Here is a 23377-nt window from a genome sequence, read left to right as displayed (position 1 = left end):
GGTTAGGCTACCTACTTCTGGTGCAGTCAACTCCCATGGTGTGACGGGCGGTGTGTACAAGACCCGGGAACGTATTCACCGCGACATGGCTGATTCGCGATTACTAGCGATTCCGACTTCACGCAGTCGAGTTGCAGACTGCGATCCGGACTACGATCGGCTTTAAGGGATTAGCTCCCCCTCGCGGGTTGGCGACCCTCTGTACCGACCATTGTAGCACGTGTGTAGCCCTGGTCATAAGGGCCATGATGACTTGACGTCATCCCCACCTTCCTCCGGTTTGTCACCGGCGGTCCCCTTAGAGTTCCCAACTAAATGCTGGCAACTAAGGGCAAGGGTTGCGCTCGTTACGGGACTTAACCCAACATCTCACAACACGAGCTGACGACAGCCATGCAGCACCTGTCTCTGCGCTCCTTTCGGCACTCCAGCTGCTAAGCTAGATTCGCAGGATGTCAAGGGTAGGTAAGGTTCTTCGCGTTGCATCGAATTAAACCACATGCTCCACCGCTTGTGCGGGTCCCCGTCAATTCCTTTGAGTTTAAACCTTGCGGCCGTACTCCCCAGGCGGAGAACTTAACGCGTTAGCTGCGACACCGAAGAGCAAGCCCCCCGACATCTAGCACCCATCGTTTACAGCGTGGACTACCAGGGTATCTAATCCTGTTCGCTCCCCACGCTTTCGCGCCTCAGCGTCAGTGTTGGACCAGGAAGCCGCCTTCGCCACTGGTGTTCCTTCCGATATCTACGCATTTCACCGCTACACCGGAAATTCCACTTCCCTCTCCCATACTCTAGCAATGCAGTCTCGAATGCAGTTCCCAGGTTAAGCCTGGGGATTTCACACCCGACTTGCAAAGCCGCCTACGCGCGCTTTACGCCCAGTAATTCCGATTAACGCTCGCACCCTCTGTATTACCGCGGCTGCTGGCACAGAGTTAGCCGGTGCTTCTTTAGTAGGTTACGTCAATACTCCGACGTATTAGGCCGAAGCTTTTCTTCCCTACCGAAAGGGCTTTACAACCCGCAGGCCTTCTTCACCCACGCGGCGTCGCTGGATCAGGCTTTCGCCCATTGTCCAATATTCCCCACTGCTGCCTCCCGTAGGAGTCCGGACCGTGTCTCAGTTCCGGTGTGACTGGTCGTCCTCTCAGACCAGTTACGGATCGTCGCCTTGGTGAGCCTTTACCTCACCAACTAGCTAATCCGACTTGGGCTCATCTATTAGCGCCAGGCCTTGCGGTCCCCGGCTTTCATCCGTAGATCGTATGCGGTATTAGCCAACCTTTCGGCTGGTTGTCCCCCACTAATAGGCAGATTCCCAAGCGTTACTCACCCGTCCGCCGCTCGTCAGCATGTATTGCTACACCTGTTACCGCTCGACTTGCATGTGTTAGGCACGCCGCCAGCGTTCAATCTGAGCCAGGATCAAACTCTTCACTTGAAGGCTTGAGACCTATCAAATGACGAGAGCATCCCAATCAAGCTCTACTGGCTAAATTGGTAAACTCATCGTCGTGTTGCGTTAGCAGACGACCGACGCGAGTTCCCACACAAATTACCTGTTTCGATTTTTAAAGAACGGCCAGTGCGCGGTGGCAAGGCAGAAGCGGAATGTTAAGCCGCTTTTTCACTTTCGTCAACCCCTTCGTTTTATCGAAGCGGTCACTTTATCTGTCTTTCTGTCGCTCAACCCGGTCGCCGTAGCGTCCGGGTCTTGCGAGGCGGCGCATCATACTGATGACGAACCGCGAGTCAAACTTTCTTTCGTTCGACCCGTTCGCCGTAGCGTCCGGGTCTCGCGAGGCGGCGCATCATACTGATGACGAACCGCGAGTCAACTCTTCAATTTCCTCTCGTTTCGGCCGGTGCGCTGTTGCGTCCGGGCCTCACGAGGCGGCGCATCATACTGATGACGAACCGCGAGTCAACAAACGTTTTGAATATATTTGGCCGATCCGCACATACACCGAATTGCTCCGGTAAATTCCGGAAATCAAGCTCGCTGCGAGACTAGCGACGGATGGTTCCGTTCTCGAATCATCATCTCGGGCGCGCAATTTACGCCGCGCGATTGATCGTGATCTCCTCGAAAACTCGTTTGCCGACTTGAAACAGATACGTCGCACCGGACTTAACTGCGGTCTTTGGGTCACTGACCTTTTCGCCATTGAGGCGAACGCCGCCTTGACCCATGAGGCGAAATGCAGCGGAGGTGCTCTCCACCAGGCCGCACTGCTTTAGCAATGCGGCGACGCCAATCGAGTCAGCACTGATGGTCACCGTTCGCTTCGGTACATCGTCGGGCACTTCGCCCTTCTGACTGCGTGAGCGGAAACGCTCGTATGCTAGTTTCGCGGCGGCGTCATCGTGGAATCTGGCAGTGATTTCCAGCGCCAGCTCGAATTTCACCTCCATGGGATTGCGACCATCCGTCACTTCGCGCCTGAAGCTCGCGAGCTGCGCATTCGGCCTGAAAGACAGCAGATCGAAGTAACGCCACATCAGGTCATCGGAGATGGACATCAGCTTGCCGAACATGTCGTCAGGTGCGTCGGTAACACCGATGTAGTTGCCCAGTGACTTGGACATCTTGTTGACGCCGTCCAGTCCTTCGAGCAATGGCATCGTAAGTACGACCTGCGGTTCCTGTCCGTATCCCTCCTGCAGCTGCCGACCTACCAGCAAGTTGAATTTCTGGTCGGTACCGCCGAGTTCGACGTCCGCGTGTAACGCGACGGAGTCGTAACCCTGGACCAGCGGGTACAGGAACTCGTGGATCGCAATTGGCTGTCCGTTCTTGTACCGCTTGCTGAAATCGTCGCGCTCGAGCATGCGGGCGACGGTATGTTTCGCGGCGAGCTGGATGAGCCCCGCCGTACCCATCTGCGCCATCCAGCGCGAGTTGAAGTCGATTCGGGTTTTTTCGGGATCGAGAATCTTGAAGATCTGCTGCTTGTAGGTTGCAGCATTGGCGTCCACATCAGCTGGCGTCAGCGGTGGTCGCGTTGCGTTGCGACCCGAGGGGTCACCAATCAGTCCGGTGAAATCCCCGATCAGGAAGATAACCTCATGGCCGAAGTCCTGAAACTGGCGCATCTTGTTGATGAGGACGGTGTGCCCAAGATGCAGATCGGGCGCGGTCGGATCGAAACCCGCCTTGATCCGCAAGGGCTTGCCCCGGCGTAACTTGGTGAGCAACTCCGATTCGAGAAGTATCTCGGAAGTCCCACGACGCAACTCGGCTAACTGTTCTTCAGGCAATAACATGCGTTCCACGACCAGCAACTTGTATCGCGCTGGACTCTAGGGGTTCGTCGGATTGCGTGCAAATTCGCTGATGGCGGAACGTTCATCAATGGTTGACGGTCTGGGTACCGATCTTCTATTTTCCCCGAAACTTCAAACTTACTGAATTACTGAGGAAGGGTCCTGCAGGTGCGACCAGATTCGAGGATCGGATTCGACTACAAAACAAGATCCGCGAAGCCCTTGTCCGCAATTCACGCGCGCTGGTTTGTCTCCGGTCTCATGCTGCCGCTGGCGGGAGCACTCATCGCCTACTTCGTCGCGCGTAATCCTGTCGAGGAGGCCCTACCTGGCGTCACGGCAATTGGCCAGGGAGTACTGCCGGCGCTTGAACCGGTAACGCTCGCGTTGCCCCCCGTCCCCGAACCGTTGGGTGACACGCTCGAATTTGTGGTTCGCCGCAATGACACGATGGATCGCATCTTCCGGCAGTTGAAACTCAGTCTGAACGACCTGGCAAACATTCGTGATGTCCCCGGCGTACGTCAAAGCCTCGATCGGCTGCGACCTGGTGACACGATCAAGCTCACGCACGACGAGGGCACGGTTTACGAACTCACGCGCCGGATCAGCGACACGGAAGTTCTTTCCGTCAAACGCAGCGACGACGGATTCGCCGCAGAGGTCATCGCCACTCCCATAGAGATGCGGACGATTCACACCCACGGGTCGATCAATTCATCCCTGTTCGTCGCGGCGCGCTCGGCCGGGGTCAGCGCGGATCTCATCATGCGACTCGTCAACGACATCTTCGGCTGGAAGATCGATTTCGCCCTGGAAATCCAGCCTGGCGACAGTTTTGACCTGGTCTACGAACAGAAATATCGCAATGGGCAATACATCGGTGACGGCAACATCCTCGCCGCCGATTTCATCAACCAGGGGAAACTGCATCGCGCCGTCTACTTCGAGTCCTCCGACGGCGAAGTCGCAGGCTACTTCGGCACGGATGGCCGCAGCATGAAGCGGCAATTCCTGCGGGCACCGCTCGATTTCACGCGGATCAGCTCCAACTTCAATCCGTCTCGCCGCCATCCAATCCTCAACACGATCCGCGCGCACAAAGGCGTCGACTACGCAGCACCGACTGGAACGGTCATCAAGGCTGCCGGCGATGGACGTATCGGATTCCTCGGCACCCAGGGCGGTTATGGCCGGGTTGTGATCCTCGAGCATGGCGCCGGCATAACGACGCTCTATGGCCACATGTCGCGTTTCGTGAACGGAATGCGCAACGGCCAGCGGGTGAGCCAGGGACAGACCATCGGGTACGTCGGCAGCAGCGGCGCTGCTACAGGCCCGCATCTTCACTATGAATATCGCATCAACGGCGTGCACAAGAATCCCCGGACTGTGCCCCTGCCCGATGCGAAACCGATCCCGGATCAGTACATGGCCGAATTTCAGCAGAAATCAGGGGCATTGCTGGCCGACCTCGATCGCACTCGCGATGCGGCAGTTGCGGTCGCGCCAGCCACCTGACCTCTCGCTGCTCGACACAGCAGGTCTGTAACACAGCAGGCCACAGACCCGTAGTATCCTCGGTTCGCCCTCCTCTTCGGCGACACCAATGCTCGATGTGAATTTCAAGGCGCCCGAGTACTACATCAATCGGGAGCTCTCCTTCCTCGATTTCAATTCGCGCGTGCTGGCGCAGGCACACGACGAAGCACTGCCACTGCTCGAGCGCATCCGCTTTCTGGGGATCTCCTGCTCGAACCTCGATGAGTTCTTCGAGATCCGTGTAGCGGGCCTCAAGCAGCGACTCGAACTCGGTTCGCTGGGGGGTGGTCCGGACGGGATGAGCGTTCCCGAGCAGCTGACCGCCATTCACGAGCGTGCGATGGCGATGGTGAAGGATCAGTACGACCTGCTGCATCACCTGGTTTTCCCGGCATTGGCAGCTCATGGCATTCAATTCGTCAACGGCAAGACCTTCACCGCGCGCCAGCATGCGTGGCTGGCCGACTACTTTGCCAAGGAAGTCGAGCCGGTTCTGACGCCATTGGGTCTCGATCCAGCCCGACCGTTTCCCAGAATTCAGAACAAGAGTCAGAACTTCATAGTTCGCCTCTCGGGCAAGGATGCATTTGGTCGCGATGCCGAACTTGCGGTCGTGCAGGTGCCTCGGGCACTGCCGCGCATCATCAGGCTGCCGCAGACGGATGAAGCGCCTGGCACGACTCATTTCGTGTTCCTGTCGGCCGTCATTTCGACATTTATCGCGCAGCTTTTCGGCGGCATGGCGGTTGAAGGCGCCTGGCAGTTTCGCGTCACGCGCAACAGCGATCTGTTCGTCGACGACGAAGAAGTGGACAACCTGCTGAGAGCCATCGAGGGTGAACTGGCGCAGCGACGCTATGGCGCCGCGGTTCGCATGGAAACCTCGATGGATTGCCCGGAAGACATCACGAATTTCCTGTTGCGCCATTTCGCATTGACGAGGAACGACCTGTTTCAGGTGAACGGTCCACTCAATCTGAACCGCCTGATGTCGATCTACGATCTGCTCGAGCGCCCGGATCTCAAATTTCCGCCGTTCACGCCGGCCATTCCGCGAAGAATCGTCGCAAAAGAAGATATTTTTGCGGTGATGCGCGACAGCGATCTGCTGCTGCACCATCCGTTCGAATCGTTCGTACCGGTCATCGATTTTCTGCGCCAGGCCAGCCTCGATCCGTATGTGCTGGCCATCAAACAGACGTTGTATCGCGCGGGGCCGCAGTCTCCGATCGTCGATGCGCTGGTCGATGCGGCTCGCAATGGCAAGGAAGTCACGGTCATCATCGAACTCATGGCGCGCTTCGATGAAGCTGCGAACATCGCGCTGGCCACGCGACTGCAGGAAGCGGGCGCGCACGTCATGTACGGCGTCGTCGGTTACAAGACACACGCCAAGCTGATCATGGTCGTGCGACGGGAGCACGGAAAACTACGGCGCTACTGCCACCTGGGCACCGGCAACTATCATCCGAACACCGCGCGTGTTTACACCGACTACGGACTGTTCACTTGCGATGAAGCGGTCGGCGAGGACCTGCACGAGTTGTTCCTGCAGCTCACCAGCCCGACACGCGTGGCGACCATGCAGAAAATCCTGCAATCGCCGTTCACGCTGCATGAGTCGCTGCTGGAAAAAACCCGGCGCGAAATCCAGCTGGCGCGCGCCGGCAAGCCGGCCCGCATCGTTGCCAAGATGAATGCGCTGATCGAGCCGCAGATCATCCATGCGCTCTACCAGGCGTCGGTCGCCGGCGTGAAAGTCGATCTGATCGTGCGTGGCATCTGCGCCCTACGCCCTGGAATTCCGGGAGTCTCCGAGAACATCACGGTACGTTCGATCGTCGGGCGCTTCCTGGAGCATTCGCGCGTCTATTACTTCCAGAACGACGGCGATCCCGAGATGTACTGCGCGAGCGCGGACTGGATGGAGCGCAATTTCTTCCGACGCATCGAGGTCGGATTTCCGCTGGGCCGCAAGCATCGCGATCAGATCCTTGCCGACCTCGAAACCTATCTCACGGACAACGTGCTGGCATGGCAGCTGCGTGCAGACGGCGAGTACGAACGATGCGTGCCGGGAGAACAGCCGCTGATGAATGCCCAGACAACGCTGCTGCGGCGCTATACCGAGTCTACCGACTGACGAAAATCAGACGACCTTCAGCCTGAAGCCGGTCGACCTCAGGTGTTCACACTCGTTGTCGAGATCCGCCATGGTGAGCGGATGATCATCGATCCAGCCGCGGGGAAATCCAATCTCCAGCGAGCGTCCCTTGGCCTGCAGCGCGATTCTCGGCAGTGCTGCAGCGCTTCGGCCGCGGTGGAGCAGGACCGCCAGCCGCAGAATCACGATCAGGAATTCCACCTTGAGATGCCAGGGCGGACTCAGATCCTCGAGATCCTCCAGATGGATCTTGCGTCGATGGGCACCGACGATGCACGCCAGGATTTTCTGTTCTTCCTGAGGGAATCCCGGCATGTCGGCGTGTTCGAGCAGGTAAGCGCCGTGCTTGTGGTAGTGCGAGTGCGACACGTCGAGTCCGATCTCGTGCAACTTGGCCGCCCAGGACATGACGAGCGCAGCGAATGGTTCCTCGAGCCCCCAGGCTTCCTGCGTCTGTGCCAGAAAGTCCTGCACGGTCGCCTCAACCCGCTCGGCCTGTACGACGTCGACGTGATAGCGACCCTGCATCGCGCGCACGCTGCGACTGCGAGCGTCCTCGTTCGTGAGGCGGCCGACCATGTCATACAGCAGCCCTTCGCGCAGGGCGCCCTCGGCAACCCGCATGTGCTCTATGCCGAGAATGCCGAGAATCTCGGCCAGGATGGCCAACCCGCCCGCGAACACCGGAATTCGTTCTTGCGACAATCCCGTCAAGCGCATCCGCTCGATGCTGCCGGCTCGTAAGGCCTGTTCAATCAGCGATTCCAGGGCGACCGGCGTGATTACGCCATCACTCACGCCGCGCGATCTCAACACGTCACTGACCGAACGGATCGTGCCAGATGCGCCGACCGCCTGATCCCAACCGTAGTCGAGGAACGTGGACCGCACCGGCTCCAGCTCCAGCCTCGCAGCGAGGCGAGCGCGCTTCATGCGCTTCTCGGTGACCTCACCATCGGCGAAAAAGCGCGAACTGGTGCTGACACACCCCATGTAGAGGCTCTCGAGCTTCCGTGCATGGACGCCTTCGCCGATGATGATTTCCGTGCTGCCCCCGCCGATGTCCGCTACCAACCGGCGGCCGGGTTCGCTGGGCATGCTGTGCGCAACCCCCAGATAGATCAGGCGCGCTTCCTCGATACCGGAAATGATTTCGATGGGATGACCGAGCGCCGCGCGTGCGCGGTCCAGGAACGCGCCCCTGCGTTTCGCACGCCGCAACGTGTTGGTCCCGACGACGCGAACACTTTCGGCGTTCATGTCACGCAGCCGCTGGCCGAACCGTTCGAGACAGGAGAGCGCGGTATCGATTGCTGTGCGATCGAGGCGCCCGGTCTCGTCCAGACCAGCGGCCAGTCGGACCATTTCGCGCAGGCGATCGAGAATGATGAGCTGCCCGTGCGAATACCGGGCGACCACCATGTGAAAGCTGTTGGAGCCCAGATCGACGGCTGCGATGACGTCCGGGACTTTGGATCGGGCCATGAATATCAGGTCTAGGCGGTAGGCTCTGGGCTGTAGCCAGAATGAGAAGACGCCGCTTCCGCATTCCGACCTACAGCCTACGACCTACAGTCTACAGCCTCATTTCAGGCAGAGAATGACGAACCGCAGCCACAGGTGGTGGCGGCATTCGGATTGCGAATGACGAACTGCGCACCTTCCATGTCCTCGCGGTAGTCGATCTCCGCGCCGGAGAGGTACTGGATGCTCATGGGATCGACGAGCAGCGTGACGCCGTGATTCTCCACCTGGGTGTCACCCTCTTCGATGTTCTCATCGAACGTGAAGCCGTACTGGAAGCCAGAACAGCCACCGCCTTGCACGAACACGCGCAGCTTCAGGTTCGGATTCGCTTCCTCGCGGATCAGTTCGCCCACCTTCGCTGCAGCCGCGTCGGTGAACAGCAGCGCAGAGGACGAGTCGAGAGTAGCTGTTTGGGTGGACATGACGGGCTTATGGGGGCAGAGGAACCGGATTCAAGTCTACGCAGCACCCTTCGCCGGCGTCAAAAGGGGGTGTTGAAACAGTGTCATGACGTGCTGTCAGCAACCGCCTCGACTGGCACGGCGGATGAAGTCTTCCCCGGGTCGGTCTTACGGGGCTCATGGATCATCTTGCCATTGATCTCGGCGCCCATTTCCATTTCGATCAGTCGGTAGTACACATTGCCGGTGACCTTGGCGGTCGCCCCGAGCTCGACACGTTCGTGAGCCAGGATGTCGCCATTGACCGTGCCATTCAGAATGACATGGGGGACTGCCACCGCGCCCTCCACCACCCCGCTGTCGCTGACGCTGAGCGTAGCGCCGGACTCGGCCTTGGCGTCGACGTTGCCCTTGATGTGGCCGTCGAGGTGGAAGCCCCCGGCAAACTGGACGTCGCCGATAATGCGGGTGCCGGCACCGATGAGCGTATCGATGCGCTGGGGTTTGGGTTTGCTTCTGAACATGTGCAGGGTCCCTGACCGATGACTGGCGACAACAGGGTGGGGTCTATCCTGTGGCCGGCCGGACGAGCGGTAAATCAGCCCTTCCCTAGCTTTGGGCCTGTACCTGCCACGGATAGGACTCCTTGACCGGGGCAAGTCTGCCCGATCGCACCTCCACCGTGACTGCACGTGGTTCAAAGTCTGGAGGCAGGACGATGTCCTGGTCGATCTCCTGGAAGTACCGGAACTTGAACTCCACGGAGCCGTCGGCCCGGGTTTCGCCGCCAATTTGCGACAGCGGCAGAACTTCCGCCGCATTGTTGCGCACCCCTTCGATGGCGATGCTCACGACCCCGGAAGCCGCCGTGTCCTGGCGCATGGATTGCAGCAGCACGAGCTGCAGGTGGTAGTGATTCTCGGCCCCGCCAGCGCTGACCTGGAACCCCTGGACCCGCAGTCCGCCGATGCCATCTTCGGGGGCGACAATGCCGCGGTAGAAGGTCAGCTCCTCCCGGTGTTTCAAGACCTGCGACTGCAGACCAGACAGGCTCTTTTCGACTTCCGCGTAGGCCTGCTTCTCGACATTCCGCGCAAGTTCAGCGGCCGCGAGTTCGGTCTTGAGCTTTTCGTTGGCCTCACGCAGCGTTTCCATTTGCGAGGTGAGTTCGCGCCGGCGCTGAATCTCGGCGAACTTGCTGTATCCGCCCTGAAAGCGTCCGGTCTCGTAGGCAACGTAGAGCAGCAGCAGCGCAGCGAGCGCTCCGCTCACGAGGAGCAATCGACGCTGCCATTGCGGGCGCGTACGAATGACGAACTGCCCTGTGCGCATACCGCTGGTGTCAGCCATTCACCTCAATCCCATACATCCCCAGCCCCCAATGCATATCGTCATCAGTCGCGGTAACCTGCCCGCATTAAAACACAGCCGCGGACACCATCCGCGAATCCGTCGTCCCTATCCGCCTGCCGACAGAAAGGTTGCCCATGCTCTGGTTAAAGGCATTTCACATCGTCTTCGTCATCACCTGGTTCGCGGGCCTGTTCTATCTGCCGCGACTCTTCATGTATCACGCCGAAGCGACCGACCAGGTCGGCATCGAGCGCTTCAAGGTCATGGAACGACGCCTGTTCGTGATCATGACCATCGGCGCCACGCTCGCAGCGATCTTCGGGGTTTCACTGCTGATGAGCGCACCGGGCCTCATGAAAGCCGGCTGGATCCACGTCAAGCTGACGCTGGTGGTGCTGCTCATTGGCTATCACATCTGGTGTCAGCGACTGATGGTCTCGCTGCGCGATGGCACCAATCGCCACTCGGCCCGCTGGTTTCGTATTTTCAACGAAGCGCCGGCCCTGCTGTTGATCGCGATCGTGGTGCTGGCGGTCGTCAAACCGTTCTGACGAGGTGCGATCAGTGAGTCCACGGGTTCACTGATCGCTACTGACCGCTCGTTTCTTCCTGCTCCGACTGCCCCTTCCTGCGCGCGAGATTGCGCAGATTCTTTTCCCCCGCTGACCAATCCGGCAGCGCGGGCGGATCTGCGGGCCAGGCGCGATGCGCCAGTTCATCCAGGGCTCGCACGTACACGGCACGTTTGAAGTAGATCACTTCGCGGACCGGCGTCCAGTAGTCGACCCAGCGCCAACGATCGAATTCCGGCGTACTGGTGGAATCGAAATGCAGCCGATCCTCCGGCGCCGTCAGTCGCAGCAGGAACCAGCGCTGCTTCTGACCGATACAGCGCGGCTGGCTGTTGCGCCTCACGTACTGCCGCGGCAGTCGGTACCGCAGCCAATGACGTGTCGCTGCGACCAGTTCAACGTCGGACTGCTCCAGACCGATTTCTTCCTTGAGCTCGCGAAACAACGCCTGTTCCGGAGTTTCGTGACGCAAAACGCCGCCCTGCGGAAACTGCCAGCCTCGGCCGCCGGGACGACCGCCCAGAAATACCTGGCGATCATCGCGGCACAGCACGATTCCGACATTGGCGCGAAAACCTTCGGCGTCGATGAAATCTGTCATGTGTGCGGCGATTGTTCCACAAGGCTCCGCGCTGAACTACCCGCAAACGCAAGACGGGCGCGCATTGAATCTGCTCACACCACCCCCTTACCCTTGCGCCCCGTCCTCCGTTCCCACAACCTGCACCCTTGTTCGCAACGACTCACAGAATCAGCTCGGTTTACGGCCTGCTCGCCCTCGCGGCACTCGTGGCATTCGCGTTGTCGCTGCTCACGGGCAGTCTGATGCTGAGTCCGGTCCGGCTCTGGGAAGGGCTCACGGGCTCCGATACGCTGGCGCGATCCGTCGTGCTCGATCTGCGTCTGCCGCGCACGCTGACGGCCTTCGCGGCCGGCGGCCTGCTCGCCATGGCGGGTGTCCTCATGCAGGTCCTGCTGCGCAATCCTCTGGCGGATCCGTTCGTCATGGGCATTTCTGGCGGCGCCGCAGTCGCTGCTCTGGCGGCCATGCTGCTGGGATTGACCGGGCTCACCGTCGATGTTTTCGCGACGCTGGGCGCGCTGGCCGCGACACTGATCGTGTTCGCGCTCGCCCACGGTGAAGGAGGCTGGACGCCCACGCGACTGCTGCTCACCGGCATCGTGATGGCCGCTGGCGCCAGTGCCCTAGTGAGTGTGTTGCTTGCGATGGGCAACGACAACGAGCTGCGCGGCATGCTGTTCTGGCTGATGGGCGATCTCTCCATGAGTTCCCGGCCCTGGCCGCTGCTCATTCTGTTCGTGATCGCGTTGCTCGTCGCATTGCCGTTCTCACGGCAGCTGAATGTCCTCGCGCGCGGTGAGTTGCAGGCACGAGTGCTGGGGGCGCCCGTGCAGGGGCTGCGCATTGCCATCTTCGTGGGAAGTTCGATCCTGACAGCGGCCACCGTGACGAGCGCCGGAACGATCGGGTTCGTCGGCCTGGTCACTCCGCATCTGGTTCGCCTGATGCTGGGTTCCGATCACCGCTGGGTCATGCCAGCCTCGGCCATGTTGGGCGGGACACTCGTGATGCTCGCCGACCTGTGCGCCCGTACGCTGCTGGCGCCGCGGCAATTGCCGGTGGGCGCGCTGACAGCCATCGCTGGAGTACCGCTGTTCCTGGCCCTGATGCGACGATCGCGGCGGTAACGCGCGTCACTGCCGCGTAAACGCCACCACGTGATCCGGCTCGATCCGGATGCCGATCTTCTCGCCCACGGCATGATTGTGGTGACTCGGCACCAGCGACAGTACACGCGCGCCGCTCGGCAACTCGAGCGTGTAGAGAAATTCGGCGCCACGAAACGCGCGATGACAGACCTCCGCCCGATATTCACTGGCATCGTCGTGAATCACATCGTCCGGCCGTAACAGCAGATCCACGCTCGCGCCTTTCATCCAGTGAGCCTGGCCGTTCGCGCGCATGACGCCGATCTCCGTCTGTACGGCATTCTCGGCGATCACCTCGCCCGCAATGAACACTCCCTGGCCGACGAAGTCCGCGACGAAGCGGGTGGCAGGGCGGTGATACAAATCGTAGGGCGAGGCCCATTGCTCGAGTTGGCCTGCGCGCATCACACCGATCATATCTGCGACCGCAAACGCTTCCTGCTGATCATGCGTCACCAGCAGCGCGGTGGCATTGAGGCTTTTCAGCACCGTTCTGACTTCCGCGCTCAGACGCTCGCGCAACTCGACATCAAGACTCGAAAACGGTTCGTCCAGCAACACCAGCTCCGGTTCCGGCGCCAGCGCGCGAGCCAGAGCCACGCGCTGTTGCTGGCCGCCTGACAGTTGATGGGGGTACTGCTGGGCATAATCAGCGAGACCCACGGTTTCGAGCATGTCCTGCACACGCCCCGTGCGCGCGGCGGCAGCAGTCTTGTGCAGACCGAATGCCACGTTCTGCGCCACCGTCAGATGCGGAAACAGCGCATAGTCCTGAAAGACCATGCCAATGCGGCGCTCACCAGGCGACATGGTGAATCCTGGCTGCGCGAGGAATCGTTCACGGGCACGAATGGAGCCGCCGTCCACGGGCTCGAATCCGGCGATACAGCGCAGCGCGGTGGTCTTGCCGCAGCCGCTCGGACCCAGCAGGCATCCGATCGACCCCTGCGGCAATCGCAATGACAAGCCGTCGACTGCGCGACGCTCGCCGAAAACCCTGACCACATCCTGCAACTCAAGCCACATTGGAATTTCCACGACTCAGCATTGCTGCAGGCACCAGGCCCACCGCGACGATCAGCACCGCCGGCAGCGCCGCGCGCTCCCATTCACCGTTCGATGTCATGTTGAAGACACGCACGGCAAGCGTGTCCCAGCCGAAGGGACGCGTGATCAGCGTAATCGGCATTTCCTTCATGACGTCCACGAACACCATGATGGCCGCAGTGATCAGGCTGGAACGCAGCAAAGGCACATGGACACTGCCCACGAGGCGCGCTCCGCCGACACCGAGACCGATCGCGGCTTCATCGAGGCTGCGGGTTACACGCTGCAGCCCACTTTCGACGGGATGAAACCCCACAGCGAGAAAACGCGCCATATAGGCCAGCAGCACTCCGAGCAGTGTGCTCTGCAGAAGCAGCGTGGGCGCCGACGTCCCTAACAGATCGTTCAGCAGTCCCTGCAGAGCGTTGTTCAGCAGGATGAGCGGAAGAATCGTCCCGACCGCGAGCACGGTTCCCGGAACGGCGTATCCGAGCGTCGCAAGCCTGACGATGGTGCTGTTGAACAGCGACGGCTGCCTGCGGAGCAGGTAAGCAAGCACCAGGCTCGCTGCGACGATGATGAGGGCCGCGGACGTCGCCAGCACCAGACTGTGAGCTGTGAACATCCAGTAGCGCGCATCCAGATCGCGGCTCGCCCGCATGATCGCCCACCAGACCAGCTGCAGCAGCGGCAGCAGGAAGGCCAGCATGAAGATGCTTCCGGCATAGATGCTGGCCAGCCATCGCGTGCGAGCGCCGAGCGGCTCGCGGGTCTGATAGCTCACGTCACGAGCACTGGTGTAGCGCACACCGGCACGCGAACGACGGTCGACGAACAACGCTATGAGGATGAATACCAGCAGCACCGCCGACAGTTCGAGCGCGGCGTGCACGGAAAACATGCCGAACCAGGCGCGATAGATCGCTGTCGTGAAGGTGTTGTAGTTGAAGATCGAGACGGCGCCGAAGTCGGCCAGTGTCTCCATACAGATCAGCGCAATACCGCCGGCGATCCACGGCCTGGCCATCGGCAAGGCAACTCGCCAGACGGCTGCGCTGCGGCTGTAGCCGAATGTCTGCGCCACTTCCAGCGCCCGTTTGCCCTGCGTCAGGAAGGCATTGCGGGCCATCAGGTAAGCGTACGGATAAAACGCAAGCGACAGCACCGCAATCACACCGCCCGTCGAACGAATCGGTGGCACCCACGCGGACGAGCCTGTCAATGATCGCAGCGCCGTTTGCAGCGGGCCGGCATAGTCCAGAAATCCGATGGCAACGAATGCGAGCACGTAGGCAGGGATGGCCAGCGGCAGCAGCAAGGCCCATTCCAGCCAGCGCCGACCCGGGAACTCGCACATCGAGGTGAGCCATGCGAGCGAGGTGCCTAACGTGCCTGCGATCAGCGCCACACCGATCACGAGCTTGACCGTATTGATGGTGACGTCTGGCAGCACGTACTGCGCCAGGTGCGCCCAGACTTCCGTCTCCGGTGAGATGAGCGCGCTCGCGATCACCAGCAGCGGCAACACTGCCGGCAGGCACAGCACCACTGCGAGCGTCGAACCACGCCACGCTCCCACGCCCGACATAGGCGAGACCATCGGGGCCCGGGCGGCGCCTGTGGAACTCAAGGTGCGCCGGTCAGAGGTAGCCGGCGCGATCCATCAATCGCACGGCCGCAGGTTGTAACTCGCCGGCGCGAGCAACATTCAGCGGACTGGGCTTGAACTCACCCCAGGCCGCCACTTGCTCCGCCGGCTGCGCGGCAGGAGACGCCGGAAATTCAAGATCCATCCCGGCGAACATCGACTGTGCCCCGGGCTGTGACAGCCATTCGAGGAACTTCTGCGCCTGCTCGGCGCGCGGCGCGTTCGTCGTGACGCCCGCTCCCGAAATGTTCACGTGAGTGCCGGACCCGCGCTGATCAGCCCAGAACAACCTGAGAGGAATCTTCGGGTCGTCCCGCTGCAGGCGACCGAAGTAGTACGTGTTGACGATGCCGACATCGCACTGCCCCGCGACGATGGCCTGCATCAGGGAGGTGTCGTTGGCAAAAACCGGTGCGGCGAGATTCGCGACCCACCCGCGCACGATCTTCTCCGTGGTTTCTTCGCCGTGCTGCGCGATCAGCATGGCCACGAGCGACTGGTTGTAGACCGACTTGGACGTGCGCAGGCACAACTTGCCGCGCCACTTCGGATCGGTGAGCGACTCATAGCTGTCCAGATCTTCCGGCTTCACACGATCCGTGCTGTACACGATCGTGCGTGCACGCACGGTCAGACCGAACCAGCGATTCTGCGGATCGCGCAGGTGCTCGGGGATGTTGGCGTCCAGCGTCGCCGATTCGATCGGTCGCAGTACGCCGAGTTGCGCGGCATGCCAGAGGACACCCGCATCCACAGTGATCAACAGGTCCGCGGGGGAATTCTTGCCCTCCGCGGCGAGGCGCTGAATCAGAGGAGCGGCATCGTCCGTGATCAGCTGAATCTTCTGGCCAGTTTCCTGTGTATAGCGATCGAAGATTCCCTTGACGAGTTCTTCGTTGCGGGCCGAGTAGACCACCAGTTCCGACGGCGCCGGAGCGCAGGCAGCGAGCAAACTGACGAATGCAGCAATCAGTACCGTCGAAAGACGACCGGGAAATGCATGGATAGACAAGTGCGTACCCTTCAAATGCGAATCACTCTCATTAAGATGGTAACACGATTGCGGAGTACGCAGACACGTTCTTCTATTTCAGGCAAGACCCGATGTGACTGCAATCAGGCCAGTTCGACGCGATTGCGGCCATTCTGCTTCGCGCGATAAAGCGCGCTATCGGCCTCCGCCAGCAGGCGCTCCGCCGCGGCCTTCAGATCAGATTCATTGCGATCGAGGACGATCCCGGCGACGCCGATGGATACCGTGAGATCAAGGGATACGCCGTCAATTTCGAGCGGCGCGTCCGCCACCGCGATGCGGATGCGCTCGGCCAGTGCCGCCGCCTGTTCGGGACTGATGCCTGGCGCAAGTACGACGAACTCGTCACCACCGAAACGGGCAGCCGCGTCGCTGTCGCGAATGTGTGAATCGACGCGCTGCGCTGCCTCCCGCAACGCCATGTCGCCTGCCAGATGCCCGTGCCGATCATTGATCTGTTTGAAGCGATCCAGATCGATCAGCAGACAGGTAAGGCCCGTTCCCTGCCGCTGCGCGCGTGCCAGTTCTTCCTTGAGCCGGGCATGCAGATAACGCCGGTTGTGCCACCCCGTGAGGAAATCGGTGAGGCCGCTGCGCACGAGCCGGGCGCGGTTCACGGCATTCTCGATCGCAAACGAGGTGATCACGCCCAGGTGTGCGAGGAAATCGGTCGCCAGATGCCGCGAGAAGCGCTTCTCGTCATTGCTGCCGAAATTGAGACTGCCCTGGAGCCGATCGTTGCGGCGCAACGGAATCAGCGCGACGCTGCGCAGTGCCTCGACCTTCGGGAACAGCAGCTGGTGATCGCAGCCCATGTAGGGCCCGAGCCAGGGCTTGTGAAACGAACTGAACTGCGGCGCGATGCCAACGAGGCTGTCGACGAAGATCACCTGAGGAAAATCCTCGGTGTTGATGTGATCGGCGATCAGCAGATGGCGGATCTCGTGTTGCGGATCGCACAACAACAAGGTCACGTGTTCCAGTCCGTACGAGACACGCAGCCCCTTGCAGATGGCTTCGAACAGCTGCGCGAGAGTGTCGGCCTTCAGCAGCTCCAGCTCACGTTCCTGGCTGCGTTTGAGCAGGCGTTCGTTGTTGCCCGCCTCTTCCACCAGCGCGGCGATGCGTGCCCGCAGTTCCCGTGTCTCATTCTCGAGGTCGCGAAGAGACACGGTACAGCCCTCATGCTTCCCGAACGCGTCCGGCCAGATATTCGCGGCCCTGCTGCATCATCGCGGCGAATTCAGCGGCATTGTCGTTCGACACCGCCGACCACAATTGTTCGACGGCAGCACGCAGCGCTGACAGCGATTCGCGGCCATAGTCGTTGAGACTCTGAATCTCGAAGTACAGTTCCGGGCTCTCACGAGCCACGCGCGTGGCTACATCGACCTGCGCGTCATAAGTAGTACTGGAGAGCTGCGCGAGCCGCGGCGCCGCCTCGCCACTGTTCGCAAGTGCGGTGAAGAACGCGATATTCAGTGCATGCGAGAGTCCCAGCACATAAGCGATCAGTCGATCGTGCTCATCGAGCGACATGACCACGTGCTCAGCCATGGTGGATGCAAACAGGCTCCGCGCCTCCTCGATGGCCTCGGCGTTGCCGGCATCGACGAAGATCACGTGTCGGCCCGAGAGCAGTTCGGTGTCCGGACCGAACATCGGATGCACGGAAGTAATGCGGCAACCCGCTTCCTGCATGGCCCTGATCCCGGTCCGCAGCGGCGACTTGAGAGAGCCGATATCGAACACGATGCCGCGCGGTTTGCGCGCCGCCAGTTCATGCAGGACGGTATTGGCAATCTGCAAGGGCGTCGCAATGACGATGAGATCGTGATCCAGCGGGGTTGCGCGCCAGTCCAACACCGTGGTGAAGCCTTCGAGACTTCCAGCCGGATCGGCGATCACGACGTGATACCCCTGCGAGGCGAGAAATTCGACGAACCAGCGACCCATTTTTCCGGCGCCGCCGATCACCAGCGCCGAGCGTCCGCTGCCACGACCGCCGGCAGCCACCCGCATGCGTTCCTGCGTCGTCAGAGAACCGCGGATCAGCAGCCGCAGCACGGACTCGGCGAGATCGGGAGACAGATCCATCGACGCGGCCATGTCACGGGCCCGCATCAATACCTCGCGTTCGCGCTGGAAGTCACGCGTGCCGCGACCGGTCGCACGCTTGGCTTCCGCAACCTCGCGGCTGAGGCGCTGGCGCTCGGCCACCAGGCCGAGAAGCTGCGCATCCAGCGTGCTCAGACGCGTACGTATTTCATCGAGAGTCATCGCGAGAATCACCGGCGGGAGAGGTTTTGCGCCGTTGTTTTACGGCAGTGCACCGGGTTCGGGCAAGCGTCGATCGGCGGCGACGGTCGCCACTGGCATAATCTCCGCCCGCGATCACAGCACTACCCCAACAGGCGCGCGATCCATGTCTGACAATGAATTCCTGCCCGAACCCCTGCCTGGCAGCCCATTGCCCCTCTTTGCGGGCTGGTTTCGGGAAGCGCGGAGCCGCGCGCAGCAGCCGAACCCTGATGCGATGGTGCTCGCTACCGTCGGCGAGGACGTATCCCCCGCCGCGCGAGTCGTGCTGTGCAAGCGCGTCGATGAGCAGGCGGGCTATGTCGTGTTCTTCACCAACTACGAGTCACGCAAGGGCCGCGAACTGCAGAGCCAGCCGCGCGCGGCTGCCGTCATCCATTGGGACTCGATGCATCGGCAGGTGCGGATCGAAGGACCTGTGATCCGCTCACCCGCGGCGGAAAGCGATGAGTACTTCGCAAGTCGTGCACTGGCGAGCCGCGTTGGCGCCTGGGCCAGTGCGCAGAGCCAGCCTCTGGCATCGCGCGAGACGCTGGCGAACCAGGTTCGGGCTATCGCACAAAAATTCGGCGTTTCCGTCGATGCGACCGGCGGCGAGGTGCCGCGCCCGCCGCATTGGGGCGGATATCGGTTGTGGATCGAATCGATGGAACTGTGGGTCGAGGGGCCCGGCAGGGTTCACGATCGCGCGATCTGGAAGCGCTCGCTCACCCGACAGGATGAGTTTTCGTTCGCTGCCGGGAACTGGCAGACAACGCGACTGAACCCCTGATCGTTCTTATTTCACTACTTTGAGCGTTGGCCTGGCGCGCTTCACTTCACCGCTGGGCGGCATATCGGGCGGGGTCGTTGGCGGCGGCGCGGGAGCGTCGGCCTCCGAGAAAATCATTCCCTGCCCGGTCTCACGCGCATAGATCCCCAGCACCGCTGCGATCGGCACGCTGACATCATGCGTTGCCCCGCCGAAGCGGGCGCGAAACACCACGCCTTCGTTGCTGAGATTGAGCCCGCTGGTCGCATTGAGGCTCACATTGAGAATGATCTTGCCGTCCTGGACATACTGTCGCGGCACATCGACGCCGCTGATGGATGCATCGACCACGATGTGCGGTGTCTGCAGATTGTCCGAGATCCATTCGTGCATCGCGCGCAGCAGGTAGGGCCGGCGGGACTTCAGGGGCGGTGACTCTGTCATCATCAATTGTCTGTGCTACGCACGCAGATCCTGTTCGGTCCGGGACAAGCTGTGCCGGAAAGCTGGGCGCGAGAACACCAGATTCATGTATCGCGTAATGGCGGGCGCTTGCGCCCCCAGGTCGATATCCCATGCGCCGAGTCGCCAGAGCACCGGCGCGATGGTCGCATCGACCAGCGAGAAATCATCCGACAGGAAAAATGGTTTGGCCTGGAACACATCGGCGCTCGCCAGAACACTGTCGCGCAGGATCTTGCGCGCCGTCTGACCTTCCTTGCGATCAGTGTTCTTGATCTGATCGATGAGTCCGTACCAGTCGCGCTCGATGCGATACAGCGCCAGGCGAAACTGCGCACGGGTGACCGGATCGACCGGCATCAGCGGCGGGTGCGGAAACCTCTCGTCCAGATATTCCATGATGACGCGCGAGTCGTAGAGCACGAGATCGCGATCCACCAGCGTCGGCACGCTGTGGTACGGATTCAGGTCGAGCAGGTCTTCCGGGAGGTTGCCGTCATCCACGTCGATGGATTCGACGTGGATGCTCTTCTCGGCCAGCACGATGCGCGTGCGGTGACTCCACACGTCATCGGCCTTTGAGAAGAGGGTCATCACACGCAGTGCCCCGGCAGGATCGATCCGGAGAATGTCTTCGCGTCACGAGGACGCAAGGACATCACTTCACGTCCTTCCAGTACTCCTTCTTCAGGAAATACGCCAGCAGGAAGAATATCGCCAGAAACCCCAGCACCTTGAGCCCGAGGCTCTGGCGCTTGAGTTGCATCGGCTCGCCGATGTAATCGAGGAAGTTCACCGTATCGCGCACGAACAGGTCGTATTCCTGCGGTGTGAGGCTACCCTTCTGCACCAGCTCGAATCCGGCGAATTCCTTGTGCACGGCGTTGTGTTCCGCGTCGCTCTCGCCCTTGTAGACCGCCTTCTGGTAGCCCTGCAGCTCCCACAGCACATGCGGCATTGACGCGCCCGGCAGCACGGTGTTGTTCACGCCGGTCGGCCGAGTGGGATCCAGGTAGAACGACTTGAGGAACGTGTACAGAAAATCAGCGCCGCGCGAACGAGCGATGAGTGACAGGTCAGGCGGTGTGCGGCCGAACCAGTGAGCAGCGTCATCGGGACGCATCGCGACACTCATGGTGTCGTGCGGCCGTTCGCCCGTGAACATCAGGTTGCGCATGACCTGGTCTTCCGACAGGCCGAGATCCTTGGCCAGCCGGTTGTAACGCACATACTTGGCCGAGTGACAGCCAAGGCAGTAGTTCACGTAGTTGCGAGCGCCACGCTGTAACGAAGCGACATTGCTGACGTCGTTGTGCGCCGCCTGCAGGGAAGCACCGCTCCCCGCCGCTGCGGCTGGCAACGCTGCGCCGAAGAACAGGCTCAGCGCGATGGTGATGACTGGCTTCTTAATGAGCATCGTAGGTCACTCGTTCAGGCACGGGCCGCGTCTGATCAGCGCGCGTGTACCAAGGCATGAGGAGGAAGAAAGCGAAGTAGAGGATGGCGAAGATCCGCGCCGCGATCGTGTAGCCCGGTGTTGCAGGCTGCAATCCGAGGTAGCCGAGCGCGACGAAGCTGATCGCGAAGACGATCAGGAAGGCGCGATACAGCCAGCCGCGGTAGCGCACCGACTTCACCTTGGAGCGGTCGAGCCACGGAATGAAGAAGAAGGCGACCACGGCGACACCCATCAGGATGACGCCCAGCAGCTTGTCCGGCACCGCACGCAGGATGGCGTAGAACGGCGTGAAGTACCACACCGGCGCAATGTGCTCCGGAGTCTGCAGCGCATTCGCCGGTTCGAAGTTGGCGTGCTCCAGGAAGTAGCCACCCATCTCCGGGGCGAAGAACAGCACGCAGGAGAATAGCGCCGCAAACACCACGAAGCCGACCAGATCCTTGACCGTGTAGTACGGGTGGAACGGAATGCCATCCACGGGATGACCGTCCGGCCCCTTCAGCTTCTTGATCTCGACGCCGTCCGGATTGTTCGAACCCACTTCATGCAGCGCCAGGATGTGCGCGATCACCAGGAAGATCAGCGCGATCGGCAGCGCCACGACGTGCAGTGCGAAGAAGCGGTTCAGTGTGATGTCGGAGATGTAGTAATCGCCGCGGATCCACTCGACCAGCGACTCACCGATGCCGGGAATCGCGCCGAACAGCGAAACGATCACCTGCGCGCCCCAGTAGGACATGTTGCCCCACGGCAGGAGGTAGCCGAAGAAGGCCTCGGCCATCAGGCACAGGTAGATCAGCATGCCGAAGATCCACACCAGCTCGCGCGGATTCTTGTACGAGCCGTACATGATGCCGCGGAACATGTGCAGGTAGACGACGATGAAGAACGCCGAGGCGCCGGTCGAGTGCAGGTAGCGGATCAGCCAGCCCCACTCCACATCGCGCATGATGTATTCGACGGACGCGAAAGCCTCGGCGGCCGAGGGCTTGTAGTTCATCGTCAGGAAGATGCCGGTGACGATCTGCAACACCAGCACGACGAGCGCGAGCGAGCCGAAGTAGTACCAGAAGTTGAAGTTCTTCGGCGCGTAATACTCGCTGGCGTGCTCCTTCATCATGCGCGTCATGGGGAAACGCGCATCGATCCAGCCGACCAGCGCGCTGAGCCGCGAGCCCTTGTTGGTTTCCGCGGCGCTCATGAAGCGACCTCCGAATCGGCGCCGATCTGAATGACGCCCTCGTTAAGAAAGCGGTACGGAGGTACGCGCAGATTGGTGGGAGCCGGCACGTCCTTGAAGACGCGGCCCGCGAGGTCGAACTTCGACCCGTGGCAGGGGCAGTAGAAACCGCCTGGCCAGGTGGCGCCGAGTTCCGCGTCCTGCGGCTTGAAACGGTCGAGCGGTGCACATCCCAGGTGGGTGCAAACGCCAACCAGCACCAGGTATTCCGGCTTGAGGGCCCGGCTGTCGTTCTTCGCGTAGTCCGGTTGCTCGGACTCGGCAGATTCGGGATCGCGAAGGGAATCGATCACGGCCGGCGACGTCAGCGTCGCGAGCATTTCCGGCGTCCGGCGCACGATGAAGATCGCCTGGCCGCGCCAGTTGACCTTGATGATGGCGCCCAGCTCCAGCTTGCTGACGTCGGCATCGACTGGCGCACCCAGTGCCTGCGCGCGTGCGCTCGGCTTCCAGGATGCGAGGAATGGTACGGCGGTCAAACCCGCCCCGATGACACCTGTTACGGTGGTTGCGACGAGCAGGAAATGTCGCCTGCCGCGGTCAACTTGCTCTTCACTCATCCACGATCTCCGCGAGCCGGTCGTGCTGGCTCTACCCCAATTGATTCGTAGCTTCGCTTCATTCGCCGCACTGATACACCAGAGTGCAGCGGCAGGAACCCGACAGCGCAGGGCGCAACGCGCTCCCTCGCAGACAGTCCGCGCGAACGGCGGCGTGCGTCTTGCGTTAAGTTCCAAACACTGAAGGAATTCCGCATTATACACACATTGAATACAGCGCTGATAAGCGCCGGTCGCGTGCGTGGCATGACCGGATCCGCTTTAGGACCTACCCACCGGACCTCGCCGCGGCCGAATG

General features: G+C 61.1%; 21 protein-coding genes and 1 rRNA gene. 5 read left to right on the top strand and 17 right to left on the bottom strand.

Features of this window, described 5'->3' with window-relative positions; genetic code table 11:
* Both VIZ63_RS10805 and tyrS read right to left on the bottom strand, forming a co-directional pair.
* Positions 1-1444 (bottom strand): 16S ribosomal RNA (locus VIZ63_RS10805); the annotation flags it as partial.
* Positions 1445-2061: 617 nt separating this feature from the next.
* A complete protein-coding gene (gene tyrS / locus VIZ63_RS10800; RefSeq protein WP_331609608.1) occupies positions 2062-3270 on the bottom strand; it encodes a tyrosine--tRNA ligase in 1209 nt (402 codons plus the stop codon).
* 222 nt (positions 3271-3492) lie between these two features.
* Here tyrS and VIZ63_RS10795 point away from each other — a divergent pair, with 222 nt between their 5' ends.
* Both VIZ63_RS10795 and ppk1 read left to right on the top strand, forming a co-directional pair.
* Positions 3493-4791 (top strand): OapA family protein, encoded by a 1299-nt coding sequence (locus tag VIZ63_RS10795; RefSeq protein ID WP_331609606.1) that lies wholly within the window; start codon positions 3493-3495, stop codon positions 4789-4791.
* An 88-nt stretch (positions 4792-4879) separates the two neighbouring features.
* Positions 4880-6955, top strand: coding sequence for a polyphosphate kinase 1 (ppk1, locus tag VIZ63_RS10790; protein ID WP_331609605.1), 2076 nt, complete (start codon positions 4880-4882; stop codon positions 6953-6955).
* A 6-nt stretch (positions 6956-6961) separates the two neighbouring features.
* On the opposite strand, the gene ppx is transcribed toward ppk1, so the two are convergent.
* The 4 genes from ppx to VIZ63_RS10770 form a co-directional block, all read right to left on the bottom strand.
* Positions 6962-8461 carry an exopolyphosphatase gene (gene ppx, locus VIZ63_RS10785; RefSeq protein WP_331609604.1) on the bottom strand — a complete coding sequence of 500 codons (1500 nt, stop codon included), beginning with the start codon at positions 8459-8461 and terminating at the stop codon, positions 6962-6964.
* A gap of 104 nt (positions 8462-8565) precedes the next feature.
* Positions 8566-8925 carry an iron-sulfur cluster insertion protein ErpA gene (erpA, locus tag VIZ63_RS10780; protein WP_331609603.1) on the bottom strand — a complete coding sequence of 120 codons (360 nt, stop codon included), beginning with the start codon at positions 8923-8925 and terminating at the stop codon, positions 8566-8568.
* 83 nt (positions 8926-9008) lie between these two features.
* Positions 9009-9428: a polymer-forming cytoskeletal protein gene (locus tag VIZ63_RS10775; RefSeq protein ID WP_331609602.1), complete on the bottom strand. Its 420-nt coding sequence runs from the start codon at positions 9426-9428 to the stop codon at positions 9009-9011.
* Between the two features lie 85 nt (positions 9429-9513).
* The gene (locus VIZ63_RS10770; RefSeq protein ID WP_331609601.1) at positions 9514-10254 is read right to left on the bottom strand and encodes a DUF6776 family protein; all 741 of its coding nucleotides are present in this window, start codon (positions 10252-10254) and stop codon (positions 9514-9516) included.
* Between the two features lie 137 nt (positions 10255-10391).
* Between VIZ63_RS10770 and hemJ the strand changes: the two genes are divergently transcribed.
* Positions 10392-10808: a protoporphyrinogen oxidase HemJ gene (gene hemJ, locus VIZ63_RS10765; protein WP_331609600.1), complete on the top strand. Its 417-nt coding sequence runs from the start codon at positions 10392-10394 to the stop codon at positions 10806-10808.
* Positions 10809-10845: 37 nt separating this feature from the next.
* On the opposite strand, the gene VIZ63_RS10760 is transcribed toward hemJ, so the two are convergent.
* Positions 10846-11430, bottom strand: a complete 585-nt coding sequence (locus VIZ63_RS10760) for an RNA pyrophosphohydrolase (protein WP_349261165.1) — start codon at positions 11428-11430, stop codon at positions 10846-10848.
* 128 nt (positions 11431-11558) lie between these two features.
* Here VIZ63_RS10760 and VIZ63_RS10755 point away from each other — a divergent pair, with 128 nt between their 5' ends.
* Entirely contained in the window at positions 11559-12539 is a 981-nt protein-coding gene (locus VIZ63_RS10755; RefSeq protein WP_331609599.1) for an iron ABC transporter permease, read from the top strand.
* A gap of 6 nt (positions 12540-12545) precedes the next feature.
* On the opposite strand, the gene VIZ63_RS10750 is transcribed toward VIZ63_RS10755, so the two are convergent.
* The 5 genes from VIZ63_RS10750 to VIZ63_RS10730 all read right to left on the bottom strand — a co-directional run bounded on the left by VIZ63_RS10750 (position 12546) and on the right by VIZ63_RS10730 (position 18568).
* The gene (locus VIZ63_RS10750; RefSeq protein WP_331609598.1) at positions 12546-13586 is read right to left on the bottom strand and encodes an ABC transporter ATP-binding protein; all 1041 of its coding nucleotides are present in this window, start codon (positions 13584-13586) and stop codon (positions 12546-12548) included.
* Positions 13576-15237, bottom strand: a complete 1662-nt coding sequence (locus VIZ63_RS10745) for an iron ABC transporter permease (protein WP_331609597.1) — start codon at positions 15235-15237, stop codon at positions 13576-13578. The genes VIZ63_RS10750 and VIZ63_RS10745 overlap by 11 nt, the downstream gene beginning before the upstream one ends.
* Positions 15238-15247: 10 nt before the next feature.
* Positions 15248-16267 carry an extracellular solute-binding protein gene (locus tag VIZ63_RS10740; RefSeq protein WP_331609596.1) on the bottom strand — a complete coding sequence of 340 codons (1020 nt, stop codon included), beginning with the start codon at positions 16265-16267 and terminating at the stop codon, positions 15248-15250.
* A gap of 104 nt (positions 16268-16371) precedes the next feature.
* Positions 16372-17460 (bottom strand): GGDEF domain-containing protein, encoded by a 1089-nt coding sequence (locus VIZ63_RS10735; protein ID WP_331609595.1) that lies wholly within the window; start codon positions 17458-17460, stop codon positions 16372-16374.
* A gap of 10 nt (positions 17461-17470) precedes the next feature.
* Positions 17471-18568, bottom strand: coding sequence for a prephenate dehydrogenase/arogenate dehydrogenase family protein (locus VIZ63_RS10730; RefSeq protein ID WP_331609594.1), 1098 nt, complete (start codon positions 18566-18568; stop codon positions 17471-17473).
* Between the two features lie 145 nt (positions 18569-18713).
* Here VIZ63_RS10730 and pdxH point away from each other — a divergent pair, with 145 nt between their 5' ends.
* On the top strand, positions 18714-19379 hold the full coding sequence (pdxH, locus tag VIZ63_RS10725; RefSeq protein ID WP_331609593.1) for a pyridoxamine 5'-phosphate oxidase: 666 nt from the start codon (positions 18714-18716) through the stop codon (positions 19377-19379).
* A gap of 6 nt (positions 19380-19385) precedes the next feature.
* On the opposite strand, the gene VIZ63_RS10720 is transcribed toward pdxH, so the two are convergent.
* From VIZ63_RS10720 to petA, 5 genes are all read right to left on the bottom strand, one after another.
* Positions 19386-19805: a ClpXP protease specificity-enhancing factor gene (locus tag VIZ63_RS10720; protein WP_331609592.1), complete on the bottom strand. Its 420-nt coding sequence runs from the start codon at positions 19803-19805 to the stop codon at positions 19386-19388.
* A 12-nt stretch (positions 19806-19817) separates the two neighbouring features.
* Positions 19818-20414, bottom strand: a complete 597-nt coding sequence (locus VIZ63_RS10715; protein WP_331609591.1) for a glutathione S-transferase N-terminal domain-containing protein — start codon at positions 20412-20414, stop codon at positions 19818-19820.
* A gap of 64 nt (positions 20415-20478) precedes the next feature.
* Positions 20479-21237, bottom strand: coding sequence for a cytochrome c1 (locus tag VIZ63_RS10710; RefSeq protein ID WP_331609589.1), 759 nt, complete (start codon positions 21235-21237; stop codon positions 20479-20481).
* Positions 21227-22480, bottom strand: coding sequence for a cytochrome bc complex cytochrome b subunit (locus VIZ63_RS10705; protein WP_331609588.1), 1254 nt, complete (start codon positions 22478-22480; stop codon positions 21227-21229). Before VIZ63_RS10705 ends, VIZ63_RS10710 begins: the two co-directional genes overlap by 11 nt.
* Entirely contained in the window at positions 22477-23079 is a 603-nt protein-coding gene (gene petA / locus VIZ63_RS10700; protein WP_331609587.1) for a ubiquinol-cytochrome c reductase iron-sulfur subunit, read from the bottom strand. Before petA ends, VIZ63_RS10705 begins: the two co-directional genes overlap by 4 nt.
* Positions 23080-23377 lie beyond the last annotated feature (298 nt).

This window comes from Povalibacter sp. (assembly GCF_036520495.1).
GTDB lineage: Bacteria > Pseudomonadota > Gammaproteobacteria > Steroidobacterales > Steroidobacteraceae > Steroidobacter.
Note: the sequence above shows the minus strand (reverse complement) of the source record. Positions and strands in the feature narration are given on the sequence as shown.